The organism is Paenibacillus sp. SAF-068, assembly GCF_051967555.1.
Taxonomy (GTDB): domain Bacteria; phylum Bacillota; class Bacilli; order Paenibacillales; family Paenibacillaceae; genus Paenibacillus.
In genome coordinates this window covers 819,532-842,566 of the sequence record NZ_JBQCJX010000002.1, presented here as the reverse complement: position 1 = coordinate 842,566, position 23,035 = coordinate 819,532, and the positions used below count along the sequence as shown (strand labels likewise).

The 23,035-nt window shown below is 46.4% G+C and carries 16 protein-coding genes; 1 reads left to right on the top strand and 15 read right to left on the bottom strand.

Annotation, left to right across the window (positions count from 1 at the left end):
• Positions 1 to 3 precede the first annotated feature (3 nt).
• From ACTHPG_RS17590 to adhE, 10 genes are all read right to left on the bottom strand, one after another.
• Entirely contained in the window at positions 4 to 2,253 is a 2,250-nt protein-coding gene (locus ACTHPG_RS17590) for a stalk domain-containing protein (RefSeq protein WP_440390780.1), read from the bottom strand.
• Positions 2,254 to 2,527: 274 nt separating this feature from the next.
• Positions 2,528 to 4,174, bottom strand: a complete 1,647-nt coding sequence (nagZ, locus tag ACTHPG_RS17585) for a beta-N-acetylhexosaminidase (protein ID WP_440390779.1) — start codon at positions 4,172 to 4,174, stop codon at positions 2,528 to 2,530.
• Positions 4,175 to 4,202: 28 nt separating this feature from the next.
• Positions 4,203 to 5,834: a response regulator transcription factor gene (locus ACTHPG_RS17580; RefSeq protein WP_440390778.1), complete on the bottom strand. Its 1,632-nt coding sequence runs from the start codon at positions 5,832 to 5,834 to the stop codon at positions 4,203 to 4,205.
• On the bottom strand, positions 5,831 to 7,666 hold the full coding sequence (locus ACTHPG_RS17575; protein ID WP_440390777.1) for a cache domain-containing sensor histidine kinase: 1,836 nt from the start codon (positions 7,664 to 7,666) through the stop codon (positions 5,831 to 5,833). Before ACTHPG_RS17575 ends, ACTHPG_RS17580 begins: the two co-directional genes overlap by 4 nt.
• Before the next feature lie 32 nt (positions 7,667 to 7,698).
• Positions 7,699 to 8,529, bottom strand: a complete 831-nt coding sequence (locus ACTHPG_RS17570) for a carbohydrate ABC transporter permease (protein WP_278294248.1) — start codon at positions 8,527 to 8,529, stop codon at positions 7,699 to 7,701.
• Complete coding sequence (locus ACTHPG_RS17565; protein WP_440390776.1) at positions 8,529 to 9,413, bottom strand: carbohydrate ABC transporter permease; 885 nt, start codon at positions 9,411 to 9,413, stop codon at positions 8,529 to 8,531. Before ACTHPG_RS17565 ends, ACTHPG_RS17570 begins: the two co-directional genes overlap by 1 nt.
• 52 nt (positions 9,414 to 9,465) lie before the next feature.
• A complete protein-coding gene (locus ACTHPG_RS17560; RefSeq protein ID WP_440390775.1) occupies positions 9,466 to 10,833 on the bottom strand; it encodes an ABC transporter substrate-binding protein in 1,368 nt (455 codons plus the stop codon).
• 211 nt (positions 10,834 to 11,044) lie between these two features.
• Entirely contained in the window at positions 11,045 to 11,797 is a 753-nt protein-coding gene (gene pflA, locus ACTHPG_RS17555; protein WP_440390774.1) for a pyruvate formate-lyase-activating protein, read from the bottom strand.
• Positions 11,798 to 11,892: 95 nt separating this feature from the next.
• The gene (gene pflB / locus ACTHPG_RS17550) at positions 11,893 to 14,151 is read right to left on the bottom strand and encodes a formate C-acetyltransferase (protein ID WP_440390773.1); all 2,259 of its coding nucleotides are present in this window, start codon (positions 14,149 to 14,151) and stop codon (positions 11,893 to 11,895) included.
• 811 nt (positions 14,152 to 14,962) lie between these two features.
• Complete coding sequence (gene adhE, locus ACTHPG_RS17545; protein ID WP_440390772.1) at positions 14,963 to 17,575, bottom strand: bifunctional acetaldehyde-CoA/alcohol dehydrogenase; 2,613 nt, start codon at positions 17,573 to 17,575, stop codon at positions 14,963 to 14,965.
• Between the two features lie 430 nt (positions 17,576 to 18,005).
• Here adhE and ACTHPG_RS17540 point away from each other — a divergent pair, with 430 nt between their 5' ends.
• Positions 18,006 to 18,722, top strand: coding sequence for a Crp/Fnr family transcriptional regulator (locus tag ACTHPG_RS17540; protein ID WP_440390771.1), 717 nt, complete (start codon positions 18,006 to 18,008; stop codon positions 18,720 to 18,722).
• A gap of 88 nt (positions 18,723 to 18,810) precedes the next feature.
• On the opposite strand, the gene ACTHPG_RS17535 is transcribed toward ACTHPG_RS17540, so the two are convergent.
• The 5 genes from ACTHPG_RS17535 to ACTHPG_RS17515 form a co-directional block, all read right to left on the bottom strand.
• Complete coding sequence (locus tag ACTHPG_RS17535; RefSeq protein WP_440390770.1) at positions 18,811 to 19,524, bottom strand: hypothetical protein; 714 nt, start codon at positions 19,522 to 19,524, stop codon at positions 18,811 to 18,813.
• A gap of 193 nt (positions 19,525 to 19,717) precedes the next feature.
• Positions 19,718 to 20,449, bottom strand: a complete 732-nt coding sequence (locus tag ACTHPG_RS17530; RefSeq protein WP_440390769.1) for a hypothetical protein — start codon at positions 20,447 to 20,449, stop codon at positions 19,718 to 19,720.
• A gap of 194 nt (positions 20,450 to 20,643) precedes the next feature.
• Positions 20,644 to 20,940, bottom strand: coding sequence for a winged helix-turn-helix transcriptional regulator (locus ACTHPG_RS17525; RefSeq protein WP_076333333.1), 297 nt, complete (start codon positions 20,938 to 20,940; stop codon positions 20,644 to 20,646).
• A gap of 334 nt (positions 20,941 to 21,274) precedes the next feature.
• Positions 21,275 to 22,003: a ThuA domain-containing protein gene (locus tag ACTHPG_RS17520; RefSeq protein WP_440390768.1), complete on the bottom strand. Its 729-nt coding sequence runs from the start codon at positions 22,001 to 22,003 to the stop codon at positions 21,275 to 21,277.
• Between the two features lie 24 nt (positions 22,004 to 22,027).
• On the bottom strand, positions 22,028 to 22,996 hold the full coding sequence (locus ACTHPG_RS17515; protein ID WP_062835305.1) for a sugar phosphate isomerase/epimerase family protein: 969 nt from the start codon (positions 22,994 to 22,996) through the stop codon (positions 22,028 to 22,030).
• Positions 22,997 to 23,035 lie beyond the last annotated feature (39 nt).

The following is a 23,035-nucleotide window of genomic DNA, read 5'->3' as shown; positions in this document are numbered from 1 at the left end:
GTATTACTTTTCAGCCGGAAGCGGTGTGAACAGCAGGTTAACAGGCAGGTTACTACCTGGAGCCGCCGAGAAGAGAATAGTTACACTCTCGCCGTACGAACCTGTGCGATACATTACGCTTTGCTCATTAGGTGCAGTTACAGATTTACCTGTGGAAATCTGAACGACTTGTCCATTCACGAGCGCCACACCTGAGTATCTGCCTCCACGAGGGTTGAATGAAATCAACGTGCGCGGAGCAACATTATTTAAAGTGATTTTGTACAAAACACCGAAGTTACCGGCGTTGGAAGCTTCCGTGTACGCCATAGGGTCCGTTCCTACAAGGTTCGGATCACTTGCATTATCTCCAAGTGGAAGACGTGCAGGCTTCGACCCTACTTCTTGATCGTACGTAATGATCCGTGTGGCATTTGGATAGGTACCACGGTTGTGAACACCATCACGATCCAGAACTGGCAGGCTGGACAGCACTTCCATCGGGTCCTTGTTTTCTTCGATCATGATAATGTTGTAATCCAGTTCATAGTCACTGAATACATCCGAATACAAGGAGATGACTTGTCCCTGTTTCATCGGGAGTACGCTCAGATCATTGAGAATCAGCTTGCTTTCTCCTGGCTGGATGTACACTTTCTTTTGTCCGGTACCATTCTGCATGGATTGGAACCAACGGTCGATCGACAGCTTTCCAGCTACCGTTGCAAAAGGTGACGGTCCTGCAAAGCCCATGTTTTGTTGTTCAATGGACGCCGTATAAGCATTATTGTTAGTCGCTACAACGTACATTTTCACATTTTTGCCCGTGTTGTTCACATGGTGAATCATGAAACGTGTCTGTCCGAAGGAAGATTCCTTGTACACAATACCTTCCGTATTCACCGTTTCCGGACTGTTACTGCGGATCAGCAAACTCGGCTCATCATAATACGTGAAAGGAACTTTCTCCAATGCCGGTACTCCGCCACCGTCGAAGGTGAACTTCTCACCAACGGGTGTGAACAATTGATTGAAGTCGGACAAACTATACAGCGTCTCGCCCGTAATGTTGATCATCTTGGTATAGCTATCACTAGCACCATGTTTATCGGTAACTGTAATCGTTACGGTCTTCGGTCCTGGAACAAAGAATGCCAGCGCATTGTTATCCCATTCTGTTTTTACAATTGCGTTCTCATCGTCTGTGCTTTGATCGATGTAAGTGATTTTCTCACCCATTTTGTATTCTTCTTTATCTGTTGTAAACATTGCGACAGGTGGCAGATTCGGTCGTTCAACCTTAATCGTAACCGAATACGGGTCACTCCATTGACCACTTGAATCCTGAACCGCATAGGTTACTGTATATGTCCCAGGTTGGTCGAATGAATCCTGACGGCCTGTCCAACGCTCATCTACAATGCTGAGTCCCTTGGGAGAACTGGATCGGGTTGTATAGGTTACCCGGTCGCCGGCAAAGATCTCTTTTTGTACTGTGAAGCTCGCCACCGGTTTGGTACTCAGATTCAATACAACCGTTTTGGCAGATTGATTTACTTTATACGTAATGTCCAGAGCCTGTGTAATTGAAGTCAACGGCACCATGAACGTATTTTTTTGTTGATAAGCTGCACCCTTCATCGTTCGGGACACACCATTAACGGTATAGATCTTGCTGTTTGTTTTGAAACGCAGCTCATCTTCACCACTAATAATAATCGTTTCTTTCGTTGTGTTATCATATTTGACATCATAGCCAACCCGATCAACGAGAGCACGGATGGCTACATAGGATACACCATTTTTTACAGCCATTGGCTGTCCGGCAAGATATGTTTTGCCATCTTGCATCATTTTATTACTGTTCATATAAAGAGTAAGGTCTCCCCCGCCTCCAGCAACAGATGAACTCCCTGTAGACGGTTGCTCCACTTCTACTGGTGCCGGTGTTGGTGTTTCCTCAGCTGTACCTTCTTCCTCCGTCGGTTCCATTTCCGGATCAACTGGAGTAGCATCAGTTCCTGTAGGAACATTGGTCTCAGGGTTCACTTCTTCAGTTGTTTCATTATTGGATGTTGGCGTGTCTGTTCCTGATTTCACTTCAGATTCCGCGATGGTTTGTTCTTTCTTCACAACCTCAACGGATTTAACTTTGGCTGTATTCACTGGTGTAGTATCGCTCTGATCTGCTGATTGTGCATTCGCAGGAATCACTGCAAACGCCTGAAAAACAGCAAAAGCGGTAAGTATGGACAATTTCTTCTTCAAATTCATTCTTTGTCTTTGGCTCCTTCTGCTCCCATTTTATAAATATCCCCCTCAAAAAGTCATATTATTAGACGCTTGCAACCGGGAAAAGTTGCTAAAAAATGTAGAGGAGAATTGTAAACTTTTAATAGAAGGAAAATACTATGAAAATAGTTATCTATCCAATATCTTTTCGGCATCAGATTCCAAAATTGCCCAATAGCAATTTTCAACAAAAAAATCTCTCAGCAATATGGTCCAATCGCACCATATCGCTGAGAGATGCAGTCATTGAAAAAGTCTAGAACAAACGGATCGGCAGACCTCCTGTTGGCCGCAGTCCACCGGTTAACACATGGGAAAGTGCCCGGACGACTGCAGGTGTATTCTCATACGTACACAGATAACTTCCCGGCCTCGGAATCTCCAGCAGATCATATGGATTGCGCAGAGCAATTACAACCAACGAATGATTCTCACTAAGCTTTTCAACCAAATGCTGTTGCCCTTTCGGAAGATGACCCGCCGATGTGTAAGTACATACGATCACTTGCTCACTCTCCGACACTTCCGCCAATATCCGCTCTGCTTCATCATGTGTAGGCTGAGTTGTAATGTTGTGTTCACGAACTCTGCCTCGCAACTGCGAAAGCGCCATACCAAGTGATTCAGTATGAGACCATGGTTCATCCACCTCTGTCCGTTGTACAACCTCTGGCCAGATGACATACACGTCCTTCTCTGGGTCCAACGGCAGCAGCCCATCATTATGAACAATCGTAATACTGCCTGAAGCAATCTTGAACAGCATCGATTCGTTTCGTTTACTGGTATCACTGGGTTCGGTGGATTCAGTGCGATTAGCAGGTTCAACATCTGCTGCTTCGACCGTTTCATTCGTTTTCGGCAAAACAAGATGATCAATCTGCTGCCCGCAGCGCTTTCTTTTCCATGTCATAATGCGTTCCACCGCCTGATGAATAACCTCTTCCGAGATCCGCTTCGTTCGAACGGCATCCACAATGGCCTTCAGCGCAGCAACCTGATCTTCCAAGGTATGACTCACCAGTATCAGATCTGCTCCTGCTTCTACAGCACGAATGGCAGCTTCAGCTACCCCATATGGCTTGGATATTGCATGCATTTCAAGACAATCTGTAATAATAATGCCTTCAAAACCCATTTCCTCACGCAGCAGGCCCGTTAACACCTTATGCGACAACGTTGCGGGAATGGGCTCGGACTCAATTGAAGGGAACATCACATGAGCTGTCATAATAGCATCGACCCCGGCCTCAATCGCCTGACGGAACGGCAGCAGCTCAACCTGTTCCAGCCTGTTTCGATCATGAGGTACCGTAACCATACCCAGATGAGAATCTACAGCGGTATCTCCGTGTCCCGGAAAATGTTTGGCAGTAGCAGCTATACCCTGTAATTGATATCCGGTTATGGCTGCTACGCCATGAGCGGCCACACTTTCAGCATCTTCACCATATGAACGTACACCGATGACCGGGTTCAGCGGGTTGTTATTCACGTCGACCACTGGCGCTAGGTTCATATCAATACCGATGCTTTTTAACTCACGCCCCAGAATTCGGGCACACGCCAGAGTATATTCCGGATTGCCTGTCGCACCGAGTGCCATATTGCCCGGTACTTGCGTCATTCCCTCTTTGTCAATCCGAGCAACCATGCCGCCTTCCTGGTCTACCGAAATCATAAGGGGCCATGCCCCCGTTTCGGCAGCCAGATCTTGTAGTTCGGCGGACAGCCTTGTCAATTGATCTACACTTTCGACATTGCGCCGGAAATAAATGACACCCCCGACGTGATAGTCTCGGATTAAGTGAGTAATCTGTTCATCTGCGTGCTGACCGTGAAATCCACACATCAACAATTGGCCTACCTTTTGCTCCAACGTCAGATCATTCAAAGGTTTCATTCGACCTCTCCTCTCGTTTCCCTTGCCACTACGAACCCAATCGTTTACTCTGCCTGTACTCGGAGGGTTTCATGTGGAAGTGTTTATGAAACACCTTGGAGAAGTAGCGACGCTCCTTGAACCCTGTTGCTTCCCCAATCGCTGTAATGCTCCATTCGGTTGTACTCAACAATAAAGCGGCACTTTCCATCCGTTTCTGCGTCATGTATTCCACAAAAGTAACACCCATTTGGGTTTTAAATAGCTGGCAGAAGTAGCCTGGGCTGATTCCGAGCCAATCTGAGACTTCATCTATTCCCAAGTCCTGTTGCAGTCGTGCGTCCATATACTCACATGCAGACAGGATCAGTTCCGATACGGAAGGACGTGGCTGCGTTTGCTTGCCCTGACAGGCTTGGGCAACGGCCTCTGCAAGTTCAAGGAGTTCCCTCATGGAAACGGCCCCTTGCAGTGCATTCCAATAATTCACTTCGTGCTCATCAGGAATGGCCTGTACTTCGCGCAGTTCCCGAAGCATGTGTACAAGCATAAACCGAAGATTGGTTTCATCTATCCTATCGAAGGATTCTCCTGAATTCCCCATTCGATGTCTAAGCCGATCCAACACATCGCGTAACCCTTGCTTGTTCCCTTGTCGAATCCACCGAGTAACCAGCTCCAGATCTTCTCTTGTAATCCATGAATTTGCCCCTTTGGAGGCCGTATGATCATACGGTAAGGTCGTTTCGGTACAGCCCGCCTTCAACACGCTGTCTTCACTCTCCGCATGGGACATCAGTATTTTTTGACAATACCGGTATCGCCCCAGTATTTGAATTTCCAGGTTCACGGGCACAACATCCTGAACAACCCTGACTTTTACACTTGAATCGAAGGATAAAATCGCATTCAATTCGAGACACAATTGATGGGCCAGTTCCTCTGAACCACGTTTCCACTCACCCGATGCCTCCAGCAGGATGCACCACTCACCTTTGCGAGTCGAAAGAATCTGACAGTTCTCCGTACTTCTCTCCGCCACTTCTCTAAGTCTGGAACTTACGATCTCATGCCATCGCTCATGCTGAAGCTCGGTCCAGCCGATAGAATGGCGAAAATAACCTACCGCATCCACCAGCAACAAGCTATACGGCACGGCAGTTTCTATAAATTCAGTAACAGAAGCAGGATAGGCAATCTTCAACGGTGCTTCTCCTCGCAACAGGTCCATCAACTGTTTATGTCTGATCCAACTTTCCATCTCTTGGCTGCGATTACGTTGCGACTCACTTTCCAGACGTCTCTTCTGGATCTGCCCGGCAAGTTCGCGCAGCTTATTCTCCAGATGCAAATAATCAATGGGCTTGCATATGTATTCATGAACATTATATTGAATAGCGGTCCGAGCATACTCAAACTGCTGATACCCGGTCAGCAAAATAATCTCACACGTCTCACCCTGCTCTCGCAGTATACGAATCAGTTCCAATCCATCCATAGACGGCATCCGAATATCGCACAAGAGTATGTCTGGATGACCTTCTGTCACTTTCCCCAGCGCTTCTGCCCCGCTTCTCGCTGTACCTGTGATTTCAATCCCCATATCTTCCCAAGGTAAAATATAGTTCAGATTCTCCAGAATCGGGAGCTCATCGTCAACCAGCATTGCAGTCAGATTCATCCGGCTTCCTCCTGCTCATATAATGGAATGATGCATCGAATAACTGTGCCATACCCCGGTGCTGAACATATGAATATGCCATATCCGGCTCCGTATTGAATACGAATTCGATCTGCCACACTTCGTAATCCCAATCCCCGGCGTTCTGTAATGGACGATAATGATTTCGCACCTTTCGCCAGCATATCCTCGGGTGGATCCGCTGCCATATACTCAAATCGTGCCAGCATTTCCTGGGTAATACCGATCCCATTATCCTCAACACACAACACAAGTTGACCCCGTTTTGCATATGCGCTTATCCGCAGTACACCTGGATAGGTGATCCCCTCAAACCCATGTTGAATGCTATTTTCCACCAGAGGCTGGAGGGTCAATTTGAGCAGAATTGAACTGTACAGATGGGGTGGAATGTCAATCTTGTAGGTAAACAAATCACTGAACCTGTACTGTTGAATCTCCAGATAACTCTGCAAATGCCTTATTTCCTCACCCAGCGGAATCTCTTCCTGATCCTGAATGCTGATACGAAGCATATTGCCCAGCCTGGTCACCATCTCGCTTACTTTGCGCCTCTCACCACGCAATGCCAAACCATTGATCGATTCCAATGTATTGAACAGAAAATGGGGTTTGATCTGGGCTTGTAGTACACGTAGTTCTGCCTGGGCCTTTTGCTCCTGCTCTGCCCGAACACGACGGAATAATCCCCCGATTCGATCCAATAGCTCATTGAACCCTTGCGCAAGCAGTTGCATCTCGTCAAAACCTTTTCCTTCCACCCTCGCATTAAAATCACCATCGTCCACACGACGCATAAACCTTACAAGTACAGCAATGTTGCCGGTAATACGATTCATGAAAAATAGATTAAAGATCATGGCGGCAAACAGGCACGACAAAATAATAATGACAGACCAACCTGCAAAGGCATTCGTTTCTGCAGATAAGGCTTCCCATGAAGTCACACTGACGAGACTCCAGTTATAGTTCTTCAGATGATATTGCGAAATGATGCTCTCCTTGCCATCAAAGACCGTTCTGACGCTGTTAAAGCCGGGACCGTAACTGCCCGATTCAGCACCCAGGTTTTGCATGTTCTCACCGTTATACCGACCTGCAGGATCATAGACGATAAGCCCTTCTTCGTTGATTAACAGGAATGACGTATCCTGTGCCGAATCGCTGATTTGCAGGTGACGGAAGATTCGGTCGATCTCTCCTTTTTTGATCTGAACAACAAGCACGCCGATATTCTGAAAATAACTGAGTTCTTTGACCAGTCTGATCTGGGTGAAGACAGGTTCTACCCCGGTTAATTCCGGATATTCCAAAGGTGCGAGCCATTTGGGCACGCCATTGAGTTGCTGAATTTCGTTGAATAAGGGATGTACTTTGAATTGCTGAAAATGAAGGGCTTGAAAATTTTCTTTGGTGAAAATGGAGACAATCTGATTGTTCTCGGACGAACGCAAATCATATAAAAAGGCATAACTGATGAATGGATAATTATATAGAAGGGAACGGAAATTGCGCTGGCTGGCATTCAGGGACAACTGATTACCGGTTCCCAGATCCTGCTTGGTCGGATCTTTGGCATTCAAAGCCATTTGAAAAACCGATGTCGCTATCCCATTGTCGGTCACATTATTAATCTGCTGAAATACATTCTCGATATTGTAACTAATGGCCTGAAGCGCGTATTCGGCCTGTTGATTGTATTTTTTCTCAATCGTATGTGACGTGACCAGAAACATGCCAATACCAAGCGCACACATGGGTACAATGATCAGCAGCAGAAATGCCAAGGCCAGCTTCATTCGCAAGTTCATATCCCGTTCTCCCTATTCACTGGTTCATGGTATTAACCTTTGACACCACCTGCAGTTACACCTTCAATAATTTTCTCCTGGAGTATAGCGTAGATCACAAGTACAGGTACAACACTGTATACAATACCTGCGGACATCTGGGCATAGTTCATCTGATATTGATCCCGAAACTGGACCATGCCCACTGGCAGCGTACGCAATTTGTCGGTGGATAAGAAATAGTTGGCGAGTAGAAACTCATTCCAGTTGCCGAGGAAATTAACGATAAAAACGGTAACAATGGCCGGAATCGTAAGAGGTATCACTATTTTAGCAAAGATACCCGGAGCCCTCAAGCCGTCCATGACCGCCGCTTCCTCAATTTCGCCAGGCAGGGAACGCATAAAAGCCGCCAGTATAATAATGGTAAAGGGGATCGCATTCGCCACATAGGGCACGATTAATGCCAGATGTGTATCCAATATGCCCATTTTGCGAACAAGCAAATAGATCGGCAGCATGAGTGCATTGTTGGGAATAAGCATACCCGCCAGAATCAGGCTGTACAGAAACAGACTCCATCTCCGGTGTCTCATCCGGGTTACCGCAAAAGCAAACATCGCACCGAGCACAATCGTGCATGCGGATGACAGGACCGAAATGTACAGGCTGTTCCAAAAATACGTGCCAATCTTCGCATTCACCCAGGCCTCCACGTAATTGTTAAACTCCCATGTTGTAGGCAGACCAAATGGATTCAGGGCAATTTCATTGTTATCCTGTTTAAAGGAAGAGAAGATTACAAATAAAAACGGAAACAAAATCGCGATTAAATACAGCATTAACAACACATGAGGTATACTGCTTCTTATGCTTTTCGCCATCAATATTCCACCTTCTCGCTCTTTCTCGCCACCAGCAGTTGATACAGCGCGGTGAGCACAAGCGTCAGAGCAAAGATCAGTACCGCAATGGTATTGCCATAACCATATTTGAAATTGGTAATCGCATATTTGATCATGTATGTCGCCAGAACCTCGGTGGACCCAGCGGGCCCACCTTTGGTCATGACAATCACGATGTCGGCTGCTTTCATGGCACCTGCAATGGATAACATGATCACCACTGAAATGATTGGGCGGATCAGCGGCAATGTAATTCGCATTGCTCGTTGCACTGCCGTTGCCCCATCGATTGCAGCCGCTTCATCCAGATCACGGGGAATCGCCAGTATAGCCGCCAGAACCATAACAATATAAAATCCCGTCCACTGCCAGGCATTGGTCACCAAAATGGACAACATGGCAAATCGGTTATCCGACAACCAATAGATTGGATCGATGCCCAACACATGAAGCATTTTGTTTAACAGTCCGATATTAGGCTCATAGATGAACCCCCATAAGATACCGATCACGGCTGTCGACATGATGGATGGTAAAAAAACAGCTGTTTTATACAGACCTTTTAGCCTTTTCACATTGGCAATCAGAAGCGAAAACAGGACAATCAGGGGTACTTGAATCAATACGGAAAATCCGATGAAAAATCCATTATTTCGCGTGGAAATCCAAAATCGTTCGTCAGTCAGTGCCTTTACATAGTTGGATAAGCCCACAAAACGTGGCTCAGCCGATACCCCATTCCAACTCGTCAGACTGTAATATAAGGAGCTGCCAATAGGATATAGGAAGAACATTACAAACAGAATTAAGGCCGGCAGTACAAACAGCGTATAGATTAACGGTCTGCGGAGTGAAGCATTCATGGTCAGCCTCCTTCAGTCACTTCAACGGTCGCAGTTTCAACTTGGATTGGATTTATTCCACTGATGCGTTTGCTTCCTCCTGCACCTTTTGCAGCTCTTCTGCCATTTTCTCTGGCGTGGTCTGTCCACCAATCAACTTCTGGATTTGCAGATTACTGATTTCTGTCGTCACATCGGCCTGAACGAGTGCATCAAATGCCGGGAAAGACGTCTTGGACGCATTAAGTACGGCCACAATTTCTTTCATCAGATCATCGGTAATGCTATCGGTCAGCACTTTCTCGTCCAGCTTCATGGCAGGCAACACACCATCTTCCACAAGACCGCGGATCTGCATATCTTCATTGTAGAAATTTTTGATAAAAGCCTTTACGGCTTCCAGCTTCTGCGGGTCGTCCGCCACTGCTGCCGAGAATCCGTATCCATTGTTTACATCCCGCATCAAAGACGTCTGATCACCTGCGCCGTTCTCTACCGGAGGCATGTTGAAGAATCCAACCTTGCCAATGAGCGATTCACCGCTCTGACCTTCCTTGAATACAGATGATTTCCATGTTCCGTCATACATTAACACCGCTTCGCCGCTTGTAAATTGCGTGGTATATTCGGCGTACTCGAAGCCCAGTTCACCTTTTTTGAAATACCCTTTGTCAACCCATTCCTTGTGTTTGGCAAAACCTTGCACAACACCCGGGTCGGTCCACTTCGCTTCACCTGTTGCAAACTTTGCAGTAATCTCAGGCCCGGCATAGCGGGACCACAAGTGGTTGGTTAACATAAGTGGAACCCAGCCTGCCTTGGATGCAGAAGCAAGCGGGACTTTGCCATCAGCTTTGATCTCGGCCAATATATTATCCAACTCGGCCATGGTGGTTGGGGCTTTCCATCCTTTTTGTTCGAAATACGCTTTATTATAGAAGAAACCTTCACCCGAACCGCCAATCGGCAGTCCGTATACTTTACCTTCATACGTAAACGGCTCAAGGGATGTAAACTGGTCCTGAATACCCAACTCTTGCAGAATCGGCGTCAGATCAAGCAGCATACCTTCCTTGGCATACACTTTGGAATCCGGGCTACCGAACAGTTCAAATATATCCGGCGGGTTGCCTGCCGCCATCTCTCCCCGTAGCTTCTCCTTGCGATTCACATCGGATTCGACACCATCCAGCGTAAAGGTCAGATTGGGTATCTCGCCTTCAACTTTGTCCACAACATCCTGCAGGATAGCCAGTCTTTTCTGTTTATCAGCCCCCACCTGCGTGTGGCGAAGAAGCATCTCAACCGGCTCCTTACTTGTCTCCTCCACAGGTGTATTGCCTGCGCCCTGCTGTGGCTCGTTACTTGAGCTTGCGCATCCCGCCAAAGTCCATGAAGTGATAAGCAATAATGAAAGCAGTAATGTCATTCCTTTTTTCATCTGGTTGACCCTCCTCAAGATATTGAGCATTTGGCTTTACACTCTGATTATAAAAAGCCGGAGCTTACATCGTAAGGATGACAATTCATCAATGGAGGGATAAAATCCTTCACTGAACCAATAATCGCCCTTGGCTCATGTTGAGAAACCAAAAAAACAGCCCCTGCGAAGTAGGTTCGCAAGGACTGCTTGGTTGATATATAAAGGTAGATTACTTACCGGGAGAAGTCACGCCAGCCGTTTCCTGGCGACCTTGTTCGATCAGGCGATATGCCCGCTCCACTTCTTCTTCACTTGGCGAAGGAACGCCATCCAGTGGATATACTTTGCCGAGCGCTTCCCATTTGTAGATCCCCATCTGATGGTATGGAAGAATTTCGAACTTTTCGACGCCATTTAATGTTCCAATAAACCGTCCGAGGTTAAGCAGATCCTCTTCCTCGTTATGAATGCCAGGCACATACACGTGACGTATCCACATTTTCCGACCTTGCTCCGATAACCACTTGGCCGTTTTCAACGTTCTCTCGTTGGATTTTCCTGTCAGCTTGATATGTTTCTCGTCATCAATATGCTTGAGATCCAGCAGAACCAGGTCCGTGTGATCCAACAGATCATGAATTCGTTCCGGTTCGTTAAATCCGTTGCTGTCCAGTGTGGTATGCAATCCCCAGCGGCGTTTCACCTCTTTGAAGATTTCAGCTACGAAGTGAGCCTGCAGCGTTGGTTCTCCGCCAGATATCGTGAGTCCGCCTCCAGAACTGCGGTAGTAGGTCAGATATGGCTCAATTTCAGCCAATACCTCCTCTAGCGTCATTTCTTTTCCACCATCCAGCGCCCATGTATCAGGGTTGTGGCAGTACTGACACTTGAGTAGACATCCTTGCATAAAAAGCACGAAGCGGATGCCTGGGCCGTCAACCGTCCCGAAAGTTTCGAGTGAATGAATATGTCCGTTAACCATGTTGCCTCTTCCTTTCTGTATCCGCATCCGCTGTGCGTTTGATATGATATGGAATGCCTTACTCTAGCGGTCTTCTACTTGCACTTGCAAATTACTTACATCGAGCCATGGAACGTACGGTTGATGACATCCAACTGTTGTTCACGAGTCAGTTTAATGAAGTTGACCGCATAGCCGGATACCCGTACAGTCAGTTGCGGATAGTTTTCCGGATGATCCATCGCATCAATCAGTTGCTGACGATCAAATACGTTAACGTTCAGGTGATGAGCGTGTTGACCGAAGTAACCATCCATCATCGCAGTCAGATTGGATTTACGTGTAGTCTCCTCTTTACCCAAGGCTTTTGGCACGATGGAGAAGGTATTCGAAATACCGTCAAGACTGTGTTCATAAGGCAATTTGGCTACAGAGCCCAGGGATGCCAATGCGCCTTTTTTGTCACGACCATGCATTGGGTTCGCACCTGGAGCAAATGGTTCACCTGCTTTACGACCATCCGGTGTAGTCCCTGTTTTCTTACCATATACCACGTTGGAAGTGATCGTAAGAACGGATTGTGTTGGTATTGCGTTACGGTATGCTTTGTGCTTGCGAATCATGCCCATGAAGTTCTCAACCAGTTCAACAGCAATGCTGTCTACACTGTCTTCATTATTACCGTAACAAGGGAAGTCTCCTTCGATTTCAAAATCAACAGCGATGCCTTGCTCGTTACGAATTGGTTTTACTTTGGCATATTTGATTGCACTCAGTGAATCTGCTGTAACCGAGAGACCTGCGATACCACAAGCCATCGTACGTACAATGTCACGGTCATGCAACGCCATTTCGATACGCTCATAGCTGTATTTGTCGTGCATGTAGTGAATGACGTTAAGGGTGTTCATGTACAGCTTTGCGAGCCACTCCATCATTGGTTTGAAGCGTTTCATGACCTCATTGTAATCCAGCACTTCACTTGTGATGGCAGGATACTCAGGTCCGACCTGTGCTCCGGATTTCTCGTCACGACCACCGTTGATCGCATACAGGAGAGCTTTGGCCAGGTTGGCACGAGCGCCGAAGAATTGCATTTGTTTACCGATCTTCATCGCTGATACACAACAAGCAATACCATAATCGTCTCCGTAGATCGGACGCATCAGATCATCATTTTCATACTGGATTGAACTGGTTTCGATGGATACTTTACTGCAATAATCTTTGAAAGTTTCTGGAAGCTTCGTGGACCATAGTACAGTCAGGTTTGGCTCTGGTGCAGGTCCCAGGTTGTGCAGGGTATGCAGGAAACGGAAGCTGTTTTTGGTTACGCGTGTTTCACCATTCACAGACATACCGCCAATGGACTCCGTCACCCATGTTGGATCTCCACTGAACAATTCGTTGTAATCCGGTGTACGCAGGAATTTGACAATCCGCAGTTTCATTACGAAATGGTCAACGAGTTCCTGAGCCTGTTCTTCGGACAAGATGCCTTCTTGCAGGTCACGCTCAATGTAGATATCCAGGAAGGAAGATACACGTCCCAGGGACATCGCAGCACCGTTCTGCTCTTTGATGGCAGCGAGATAACCGAAGTACAACCATTGGAATGCTTCTTTTGCTGTTGTCGCTGGCAAGGAAATATCGAACCCATGCATTTCGCCCAATTGCTTCAATTCCTGCAATGCACGAATCTGCTCAGACAATTCTTCCCGCAAACGAATGACATCTTCATCGATGACATCAACTTCGAGTGCGTTCAATTCCCCTTTTTTGTTACGGATCAGGAAGTCTACCCCGTACAAAGCTACACGACGATAGTCACCGATGATCCGGCCACGGCCGTACGCATCTGGCAGACCTGTAATAATCCCTGCTTTACGCGCTGCACGCATGTCGGAAGTATAAGCATCGAATACACCCTGGTTATGTGTTTTGCGAATGTTTGTAAATATATCAATGACACCTTGAGGCAATTCGAAGCCGTATGCTTCACATGCATCAATCATCATCCGGATTCCGCCTGTTGGTTGAATGGAACGTTTGAATGGAGCATCGGTCTGAACGCCGACAATCTGCTCTTTGGATTGATCCAGATAACCTGGTTGGTGAGAAACAATAGTCGCTGGTGTGTTCACATCAACGTCAAGGACACCGCCGTTATCCCGTTCTTTTTTGGTCAGATCAGATACAATCTCCCACAATTCTTTGGTATTCTGGGTTGCATCTGCGAGAAATGCTTCATCACCGTAATACGGAGACAAGTTGTGTGCCAGAAAATCATTCACATCTACGGATTTGGTCCATGTTCCTTTGGTAAAGTTTCTCCAGCCTGTTTGTTGTTTGACATCTTTTTCAATCACCGACATCTTAATCCCTCCACTAATTTGGATTTCTGGACACATAACATCTTGCCTCATTCGTAGCATTGTGTGCCCAGAGCCGCGATTAATGTGAATTGTTTCACATAAACCGGAACATGTTCTCTCTACTTGGGAACCGGAACCGCGGAATGAATGTTTTTCTTACATTTTCAGTATACGTCTTGGTGCTTTCATCATCTGTGATTTATGTCACAAAGTCAGTGAACTAACTCACTCCACCTGCGCTGTGTCCCATTGAACACATCTGGTAATTCACACTTGGTCACTCCGTGGAGAGAATAACCTTCCGATCGCTGTTATCCCCGGATTTTTTTGATTCACTTTTTCAAAAGTGAAAATCCGGGGATAAAGGCGAACGCTTCGCTTCTTCAGTTTTTTTCTCTCCCCTCCGTTCTCGTGTGAACTCTCTCATTCTTGTTCAAACGGCCGCATCCCGGATTCCGTCCTGCCTCCTTTGGGAACCATCGCTCTGCTGTACTTGGAGCAGACAAATCTTCAAATCGTTTCCCGAAAAATGGACGCTTCGCCTTCTCCGTTTTTCTCTCCCCTCCGTTATTGTGTGAACATCTGGCTCAAACGATCACATCACGGATTCCGTGTAACCTCTTTAAGAACCCCTTTGCTCCTCTATGCTCGGAGCAACAAACCAAATCTTAGAATAAACTCTGAAAAACAGATGCTTCGCTTCTCTTTTTTTCTGCCCTCTTCGTTAGGGTGTGAAGGACGGCAATCGGGGCTCCCCTCTCGGGGAACCCTGATCTTCTTGGCCGCAAGGCACTCTCTTCGTTCTAAATCATTATTCAAACTTTCCGTAGAAAGCGTTGCGGTATACATCAGCCAGTTCAGTGACCAACGGCAACTTCGGATTGGCGGTTGTACATTGGTCCTCGAAGGCACGGTCTGCCAGATAATCCACATGTGCTTCGAAGTCTTTGGCATCAAACCCAATTTCCTGGAACGATTCTTCAATCCCCAATGTTTTGTTCAGTTTGCGAATGGCATTGATGAGACTCGTTACGCCTTCTTCTGTCGTACGTGCAGGCAATCCCAGAATCCGTGCAATCTCGGCATACCGCTCATCCGCTACAAAGTGCGAATATTTCGGGAACGATGCAAATTTGGTCGGTTTTTTCGCGTTGTAACGAATGACGTGCGGCATCAGGATTGCATTGGTGCGTCCGTGCGCGGTGTGATACTGACCGCCCCATTTATGCGCCAAGCTGTGGTTAATGCCCAGGAATGCATTGGCAAACGCCATACCGGCAATGGTGGAAGCATTATGCATTTTCTCACGAGCCAATTTATCTCCTTGCAGTGCCGATTGCTCCAGGTATTGGAATACCAGTTGAATTGCTTTGATCGCAAGTCCATCCGTGTAATCATTCGCCATGACAGACACATAAGCTTCAATCGCATGCGTCAGTACGTCCATACCTGTATCTGCAACAGCCGTTCTAGGCAGGGAGTACACGAACTCCGGATCAACAATTGCTACGTCCGGTGTCAGCTCATAGTCAGCCAATGGATACTTGGTATTACCTTGATTTTTATCTGTGATAACCGCGAACGATGTCACTTCAGAACCTGTACCGGATGTCGTTGGAATCGCTACGAATTTCGCTTTTACGCCGAGACGCGGATATTTGTAGATCCGTTTGCGGATATCCATGAATTTCTGCTTCAGATCGTTGAAGTCCGTATCCGGATATTCATAGAACAACCACATGGCTTTCGCAGCATCCATTGGTGATCCACCGCCGAGTGCGATAATGCAGTCTGGCTGGAAGCGGCGCATCATTTCGGTTCCGCGATCTACCGTTGTTGTGGACGGATCTGGCTCTACATCGGAGAATACTTCGATTGCTACTGGCATTTGGCGTTGACGCAGGTAGTGTTCTACCTTTTCCACATATCCCAGTTTCACCATCATGGCATCCGTGATAATGGCAACACGTGTGATGTCAGGCATTTTGGCAAGATACTGCGTTGCCCCTTTTTCGAAGTAGACTTTATTCGGCACTTTGAACCATTGCATATTCACGGTACGGCGAGCCACCCTTTTCACATTGATTAAGTTCACAGCGGTTACGTTGGAAGAAGTCGAGTTACGTCCGTATGATCCGCATCCCAGTGTCAATGACGGCATGTTCGTGTTGTAGATATCCCCGATGGCACCGTGTGTAGATGGTGAATTCACAATAATCCGTCCAGTTTGCAGACGATCTGCGAATTTGCCAATCACTTCTTCATTTGTGGAGTGGATAACCGAGGAGTGACCCATGCCGCCAAAAGCAACCACTTCTGCTGCACGTTCAATACCCTCTGCTGCCGTTTTGACTTTGTAACAAGCCAGTACCGGACTTAATTTCTCAGCCGACAATGGAAATTTCGTACCTACCCCTTCAATCTCGGCCACGAGAATTTTGGTACCTGCCGGAACTTCAATACCGCACAACTTCGCAATGCTTACGGCAGATTGACCAACAATCGCAGGATTTACAGCACATTTCTCGGCATTAATTGCTCCTGCTGTCAATTTTGCTGCTTCATCCTTGTTAACAAAGTAACAGCCATTTGCAATCATTTTTTTCTTCACTTGATCAAAGATCGGCTCTTCAATGATGACTGCTTGCTCGGAAGCACAGATCATGCCGTTGTCGAAGGACTTCGACAGGATCAAATCCGTCACTGCCTGATTGATATCTGCGCTTTTCTCAATAAAGCAAGGTACGTTACCCGGCCCTACGCCCAGTGCAGGTTTACCGCAGCTATACGCTGCACGTACCATGCCTGATCCGCCTGTTGCCAGAATGAGAGCCACATCATTGTGATTCATCAGTTCGTTCGTACGATCCATGGAAGGATCATCAATCCACTGGATACAATCCTCTGGGGCACCATGCTTCACCGCTGCATCACGCAGGATTTTGGCAGCTTCCCGGCTACAATTCTGTGCAGATGGGTGGAAACCAAAGATAATCGGGTTACGCGTCTTGATGGAGATCAGTGCTTTAAACATCGTCGTTGATGTTGGATTCGTGACGGGTGTAATCCCCATAATAATACCAACCGGCTCCGCAATTTTCTGGAAGCTCTCATACTCGTTATCTTCAATCACACCTACGGTTTTGTCATACTTGATGCTGTGGTACACATATTCTGTTGCAAATATATTTTTAGTGATTTTATCCTCATATACTCCGCGGCCTGTTTCTTCTACGGCCATCTTGGCGAGCATCATGTGTTTATCCAGACCCGCAAGCGCCATCGCTTGCACAATCCGGTCAATCTGCATCTGATCCATCTTCATGAATGCGGCGTGTGCTTTATTCGCTTTGTCGATTAACGTTTGAATATACTGACCTGCTGTCGGTTCTTTTGCTGGGGCGACCTCGTTCTTTACAGCCATCTCCCTCATCCTCCTAAAGGTTCGTATTGGTTTGTCTCTCTTCTTTACATTCACATCGTAACATGTCAATAAATTTAATTATGTGATTTTTTTCACAAAGTATAGCAAATTTAATTTAAGTTTTGTAGTGTCCTGCATCCAATCATTTTTCCTTCCTATATAAAATATAGGGCTATAAAAATCATGCTCTCCAATAAAAGTGAATTTAATCACAATGTTTGAAATTTCGTCATTTTTGCCCCCTTTCCTTCCCCCTCAAACGGTAAGATTAGGTATATACTGAACTTAAAAATTGAACCACCGCAATTTGTACCGTCCTTCCTCCCGGCCGAGATGACCCTGATCAGGACGGCAACGGTTTGCGGCAAACCTCGGAGGCTACTGTAAGCTACAGAAGTCCATCCGATGGACACAAAGGGGAGATAGACTTATGATGGAACTAACGACTGTACTGGAAAAGCGCGGCAATACCAACTGTTTCTCGGAAGCGAATTTCAACCATCTGCTGGTTACCATGAAAGATAGAACTTATCCGGAAGGTACACATCTGTACTGGGAAGGAGACGTCTCTGACAAACTTTATTATATGAAACGGGGCCGTGCCCAGATCACCAAATCCACGGATGAAGGCAAGGAACTGATCATGTACATGTATCAATCCGGTGATATGATTGGGCAGGCTGATCCCTTCTTTGGCTCTAAACATACCTTCTCAGCGGAAGTGCTGGAGGACAGTGAGATCGGTGTACTGGAGCATAAGGACCTGGAGATGCTAATCTGCCAGCATTGTGACTTCGCGATCGACTTTATGAAATGGATGGGCATCCACCACCGGCTGACACAGACGAAGTTCCGGGATCTCATGTTATATGGCAAACCAGGTGCGCTTTGCTCCACCCTCATTCGGTTGTCGAATTCGTATGGTGAGCCTCATGGAGAGCATGTCATTATTCACAAAAAAATTACACACACGGACCTGTCCAATATGATCGGAGCTACCCGTGAAAGTGTAAACCGCATGTTAAGCGATCTGCGCAAGAAAGATGCGATTGAATATGACAATGGCATGATCGTCATCAAAGATCTGAAGATGCTGCAAGGGATCTGTCATTGTGAACTTTGCCCGAACGAGATCTGTCGTATTTAATATTTGACTATGCTAATCGAATGTTGCTTATATATTATATTGAAAAAAAGCCCAGTTCTCTGAATAGAGATTGGGCTTCTTCGTATACTTAGGATGCATTGGTCAATTCAAGCTTTACCGCATCACGTGGATTCAATTTCATGTCCAAACCATTTTCCATTAATTCCTTGTCATTCACCATAATAACCCACCGCTCATTCATGCGAGGTGTGACATTCTCCACCGAAACGACGAATTTGTTATTCTCCGACATTCTTACAATCCCGCTGGACTTCAACACATCGCGAACGGTGCACTCTTGAACATAGACTCCGGCATATTGACGATTCAGGGTTGGCATAATGTTTCCACCGCTCACCTTGAGTAACGTTGTCTGATAGGCAACGCCATCTCCCCCACTGTCAGCGGCTTTCACGTAAATGATCACTTCATCTTTGGCATGAAGCTCCATGTTCCAATTTTCCTGTTCAATATCCTTGCCATTTAATTTGACAGCCCAGCTAAGCGAAGAATCCAGAGACACTTCACCAACGGATTGAATCCGTTTGCCATCTGCCGTAAAATCAACCAGTCCGCTATTAAGTAATGCTTTTTTGAGTGTCAAACCCTCACTAAAATCTCGCTTAATGGACTTTGTTGCATCAGGCAAAAACGTACTGCCATCGACAGCCACTGTAATCGTATTCGCTGTTTCTGTCTCTTTGACAATTGGCTGCTCAGAAGGCTGTGTCTCACTGCAACCAGCCAGGATCGCCAGTAGGAGCAAACATACACCTATGTAACCGGGGATTTTCTTCATCATGTAGGTAACACCACCCTGCGTAAAATCATTCACCCTGTTGTCCATAACCTCTATTATGGCACAACCTTCAACAAAAAAAAGTGTCAAAGCCGTTACTTTTTGTATGCCCCTCCAAATCGGGCTTGTACAAGAAAGAGAGCCTGCATCCAGGCTCTCCTATATTAAGCAATGATCAGATCTCCATGGTTATGCTTTATTGGACACAAGCCTGCATGTATGTCCGTCCTCCATCGCCATCTTTCAGATAGGGATTAAGCCCGAAGAACTGCTCCTCAGATACATATACACCTGTAAGCAATCGCCCTTCAAGCAATCCACCGTCTACCTGCACACAACATGAAGGTGCGTCTACATACTCCTGATACAACGGAATCTGCCCATATTGTTGATGTACCTTGAATACCTTCCCTTGCTCATGCAAAGGCCGTTCCGAGAAATAGGTAGGAACAATATAACGGGCAATGACATCCAGTTCCTGCACACTATAAAAGGGTTCATCACCAAGCCATGGTGCAAACATTCGAATCTTCTCATATTGGGACCAGACAACCGCCTGAATCAGCATTTCTGCCTGAGCCAACCGCCCTACACCCACATCCAGAATCAACTGCTTACCCTGTATTGTTTCTTCCATCTGCGACATCCTTGAATCAGGTTCGCTCAGTTCACATCCGATACACTTCCAGCCCCTGGACGTTTGAATCCATTTTTGCAGCACCGCCGGAGCTAATCTCGGACCATCGCTGTTCACAGAATGCCTATTCACTTCGACTAGATCGTCCTTAACCGATTGGGAATATGCTGTGTGCTTGAATAACTCTGCAGCTTTTTTGTAGATTAGATGGACCTGAATGGATGCGCTCTCAAGTTCTGCAATATCTTTCTTGCCGTAGCGTACTTCGCGGGATAAGCTTTCTTCTCTCATGACAAGTGGGCCTCCTTCGCTCCGGCCGTCTGTGGCCATTTTCTATAGATTATACTACAACTCATGACAACATGTGCATAGCCCAAGAGAAAAACGACGATCCACGTTATACTTAAGACAAAAACCCCTGATTTCCACAGAAATCAGGAGTCTATGCCTTTCATGCAACGCAAGTGAGTAATATTGCTTATTCGTCAGTCAACCCACTTCTCAGCCCAGTCTTGAATTTGATTCATGACAGGCTGGAGCGCTCTACCTTTATCCGTCAATTCATATTCAATACGAACCGGCGTCTCGGGATAGACGTGACGAACCAGAATACCTTCACTCTCCAGATCTTTCATCCGTTCGGATAACATCTTATCACTCATGGATGGAATCAGATTGGAGATATCCTTGAATCGCTTCGAACCACTCATCAACGTTTGAATAATTAAACCATTCCAGCGCTTGCCCAAAAAGGAAAACGCCGTCTCAAAACGCGGACACATCCGCAAGTCTTGACCTTCCACATTAATCACCTCTTTAGAGATCACTCAACTTACATTTTGTTAGTATATTTCATAATAACATATTTAAGCATTAAAGAAAACGTCTGCCCCTAAAAAGTTTAAATTTTAGAAGCATAACTTCTTACATCCAAGTATACCTTACAACCTGCCAAGCAACCATGGGAAATATCGTATAACTTCCCCATACGACTATCTTACCCAAAAAGAACCCAACTGCCACAGTCATCATCGACTTGGAGAAGGGTTCCTTGGTATAGATTATGTTATCCCCAGACTTTTTTGATTACTTTCCAGGAATAGAGCAAATTATGAATTAAACCAGCACGCCACCAAATGGTCTTACAGGTTCGCTCTTGCCAAATTCCGGCTTAAAGCTACGGGCAGGATATGCCCATTTCACTGCATTACTGATTACTCTCAATATTTGCGGTTTGTAATAGGTCGGATACGTCTCATGACCTGGTCGGAAATAGAAGATTTTACCTTCACCACGCCGGAACGTGCATCCGCTCCGGAATACTTCTCCACCCTGGAAGTTGCTTACAAACACCAGTTCATCCGGTACTGGAATATCAAAGAATTCACCGTACATTTCTTCTTTTTCCAATACAATCTTGCCTTCAATACCATCTGCAATTGGATGGGATGGGTTCACACACCATACAATTTCCTGCTCGTCAGCTACACGCCATTTCAGATCACAACTGGTTCCCATCAGCGCTTTGAATGGTTTGGAGAAGTGACCTGAATGGAGCACAATCATTCCCATCCCGTTCAGCACTCGCTGCGCAACCTTCTGTGAGATCTCATCGCTTACGCGATCATGTGCCATATGTCCCCACCATATAAGCACATCCGTAGAATTCAGCACTTCATCACTTAATCCGTGTTCAGGCTGATCCAGTGTAGCTGTACGAATAGCAAAGCCTTCGCCGCCAAGTCCGTCAGCCAGCGCTCGATGCAGACCATCCGGGTAGACTTCCCTTACTTCATCGTGAATTTTCTCATGGACAAATTCATTCCAAATGGTGACGTTGATCATATTCAATTTCCCCCTAGTGTAACTCTAAACCCACCACATATCGCCCAGCGGCTCTTCAATCAATACTTGCTGGAGATTTTGCACGGCTTTAGAGAATCCTTCTTCAACCGACATCAGACCGTCTTCGTGCTCAATACTTACTACATAATCATATCCGACCAGACGCAAGGCACTCATAATGTCTGCCCATGTCTTGTTATCATGTCCATAACCGACCGAGCGGAACTGCCAAGCTCGATCCAGCATATTCGTATAATCTTGCATATCCGTTACACCGTGTTTGTTCACGTTGATCGGATCAATCGTTGTGTCTTTTGCATGGAAGTGATGGATTGCTCCTTCACGTCCCAAGATGTGAATCGCCTGCACTGGATCAATACCTTGCCACCACATGTGACTTGGATCCAGGTTCGCTCCGATCACTTCACCTGCTGCTTCACGCAGTCTCAGCAAGGTTGCAGGGGTATGGACGGAGAATCCACCGTGCAGTTCCAATCCAACTTTTACATTACGATCTGCTGCAAATTTACCCCACTCTGTCCAATAAGGGATAACCTTGTTCTCCCACTGCCACTTCAAGATCTCCTGGAAATCATTCGGCCATGGCGCAACAGGCCAGTTCGGATATTTCGCATCCTCATGGTCTCCGGGACAACCGGAGAATGTATTCACTACAGGTACTTCCAGCTTCTCAGCCAGTTCTACCGTTTTAACAAAATCATCGTGAAATCCTTTGGCAATATCTTTTTGCGGGTGTAGCGGGTTACCGTGACAGCTCAGTGCACTGATCGTCAAACCGCGTGATTCCACTGCATTTTTGAAGTTTTTCAGTGCTGTAGGGTTGCTTAACAATTCATCCGGTTTACAATGGGCATTGCCTGGATGTCCGCCTGTTCCGATCTCTACCGCTTTTAATCCCTTGGATGCTACATAATCAAGTGCATCCTCCAATTTACGTCCTCCGAATAGTACCAAAAATACGCCGAGTTTCAAGTGCGATTCCTCCCTGGATTAGATATCGAATAATTGCTG

Coding starts and splice junctions, on each gene's coding strand:
- pflB (WP_440390773.1), bottom strand. CDS start 14,151: ATGTCGGTGATTGAAAAAGATGTCAAACAACAAACAGGCTGGAGAAAC.
- ACTHPG_RS17565 (WP_440390776.1), bottom strand. CDS start 9,413: ATGAATGCTTCACTCCGCAGACCGTTAATCTATACGCTGTTTGTACTG.
- ACTHPG_RS17525 (WP_076333333.1), bottom strand. CDS start 20,940: ATGTGTCCGCGTTTTGAGACGGCGTTTTCCTTTTTGGGCAAGCGCTGG.
- nagZ (WP_440390779.1), bottom strand. CDS start 4,174: ATGAAACCTTTGAATGATCTGACGTTGGAGCAAAAGGTAGGCCAATTG.
- ACTHPG_RS17530 (WP_440390769.1), bottom strand. CDS start 20,449: ATGAGAGAAGAAAGCTTATCCCGCGAAGTACGCTACGGCAAGAAAGAT.
- ACTHPG_RS17520 (WP_440390768.1), bottom strand. CDS start 22,003: ATGATCAACGTCACCATTTGGAATGAATTTGTCCATGAGAAAATTCAC.
- ACTHPG_RS17575 (WP_440390777.1), bottom strand. CDS start 7,666: ATGAACTTGCGAATGAAGCTGGCCTTGGCATTTCTGCTGCTGATCATT.
- ACTHPG_RS17580 (WP_440390778.1), bottom strand. CDS start 5,834: ATGAATCTGACTGCAATGCTGGTTGACGATGAGCTCCCGATTCTGGAG.
- ACTHPG_RS17570 (WP_278294248.1), bottom strand. CDS start 8,529: ATGGCGAAAAGCATAAGAAGCAGTATACCTCATGTGTTGTTAATGCTG.
- ACTHPG_RS17590 (WP_440390780.1), bottom strand. CDS start 2,253: ATGAATTTGAAGAAGAAATTGTCCATACTTACCGCTTTTGCTGTTTTT.
- ACTHPG_RS17535 (WP_440390770.1), bottom strand. CDS start 19,524: ATGATGAAGAAAATCCCCGGTTACATAGGTGTATGTTTGCTCCTACTG.
- adhE (WP_440390772.1), bottom strand. CDS start 17,575: ATGGCTGTAAAGAACGAGGTCGCCCCAGCAAAAGAACCGACAGCAGGT.
- ACTHPG_RS17540 (WP_440390771.1), top strand. CDS start 18,006: ATGATGGAACTAACGACTGTACTGGAAAAGCGCGGCAATACCAACTGT.
- pflA (WP_440390774.1), bottom strand. CDS start 11,797: ATGGTTAACGGACATATTCATTCACTCGAAACTTTCGGGACGGTTGAC.
- ACTHPG_RS17560 (WP_440390775.1), bottom strand. CDS start 10,833: ATGAAAAAAGGAATGACATTACTGCTTTCATTATTGCTTATCACTTCA.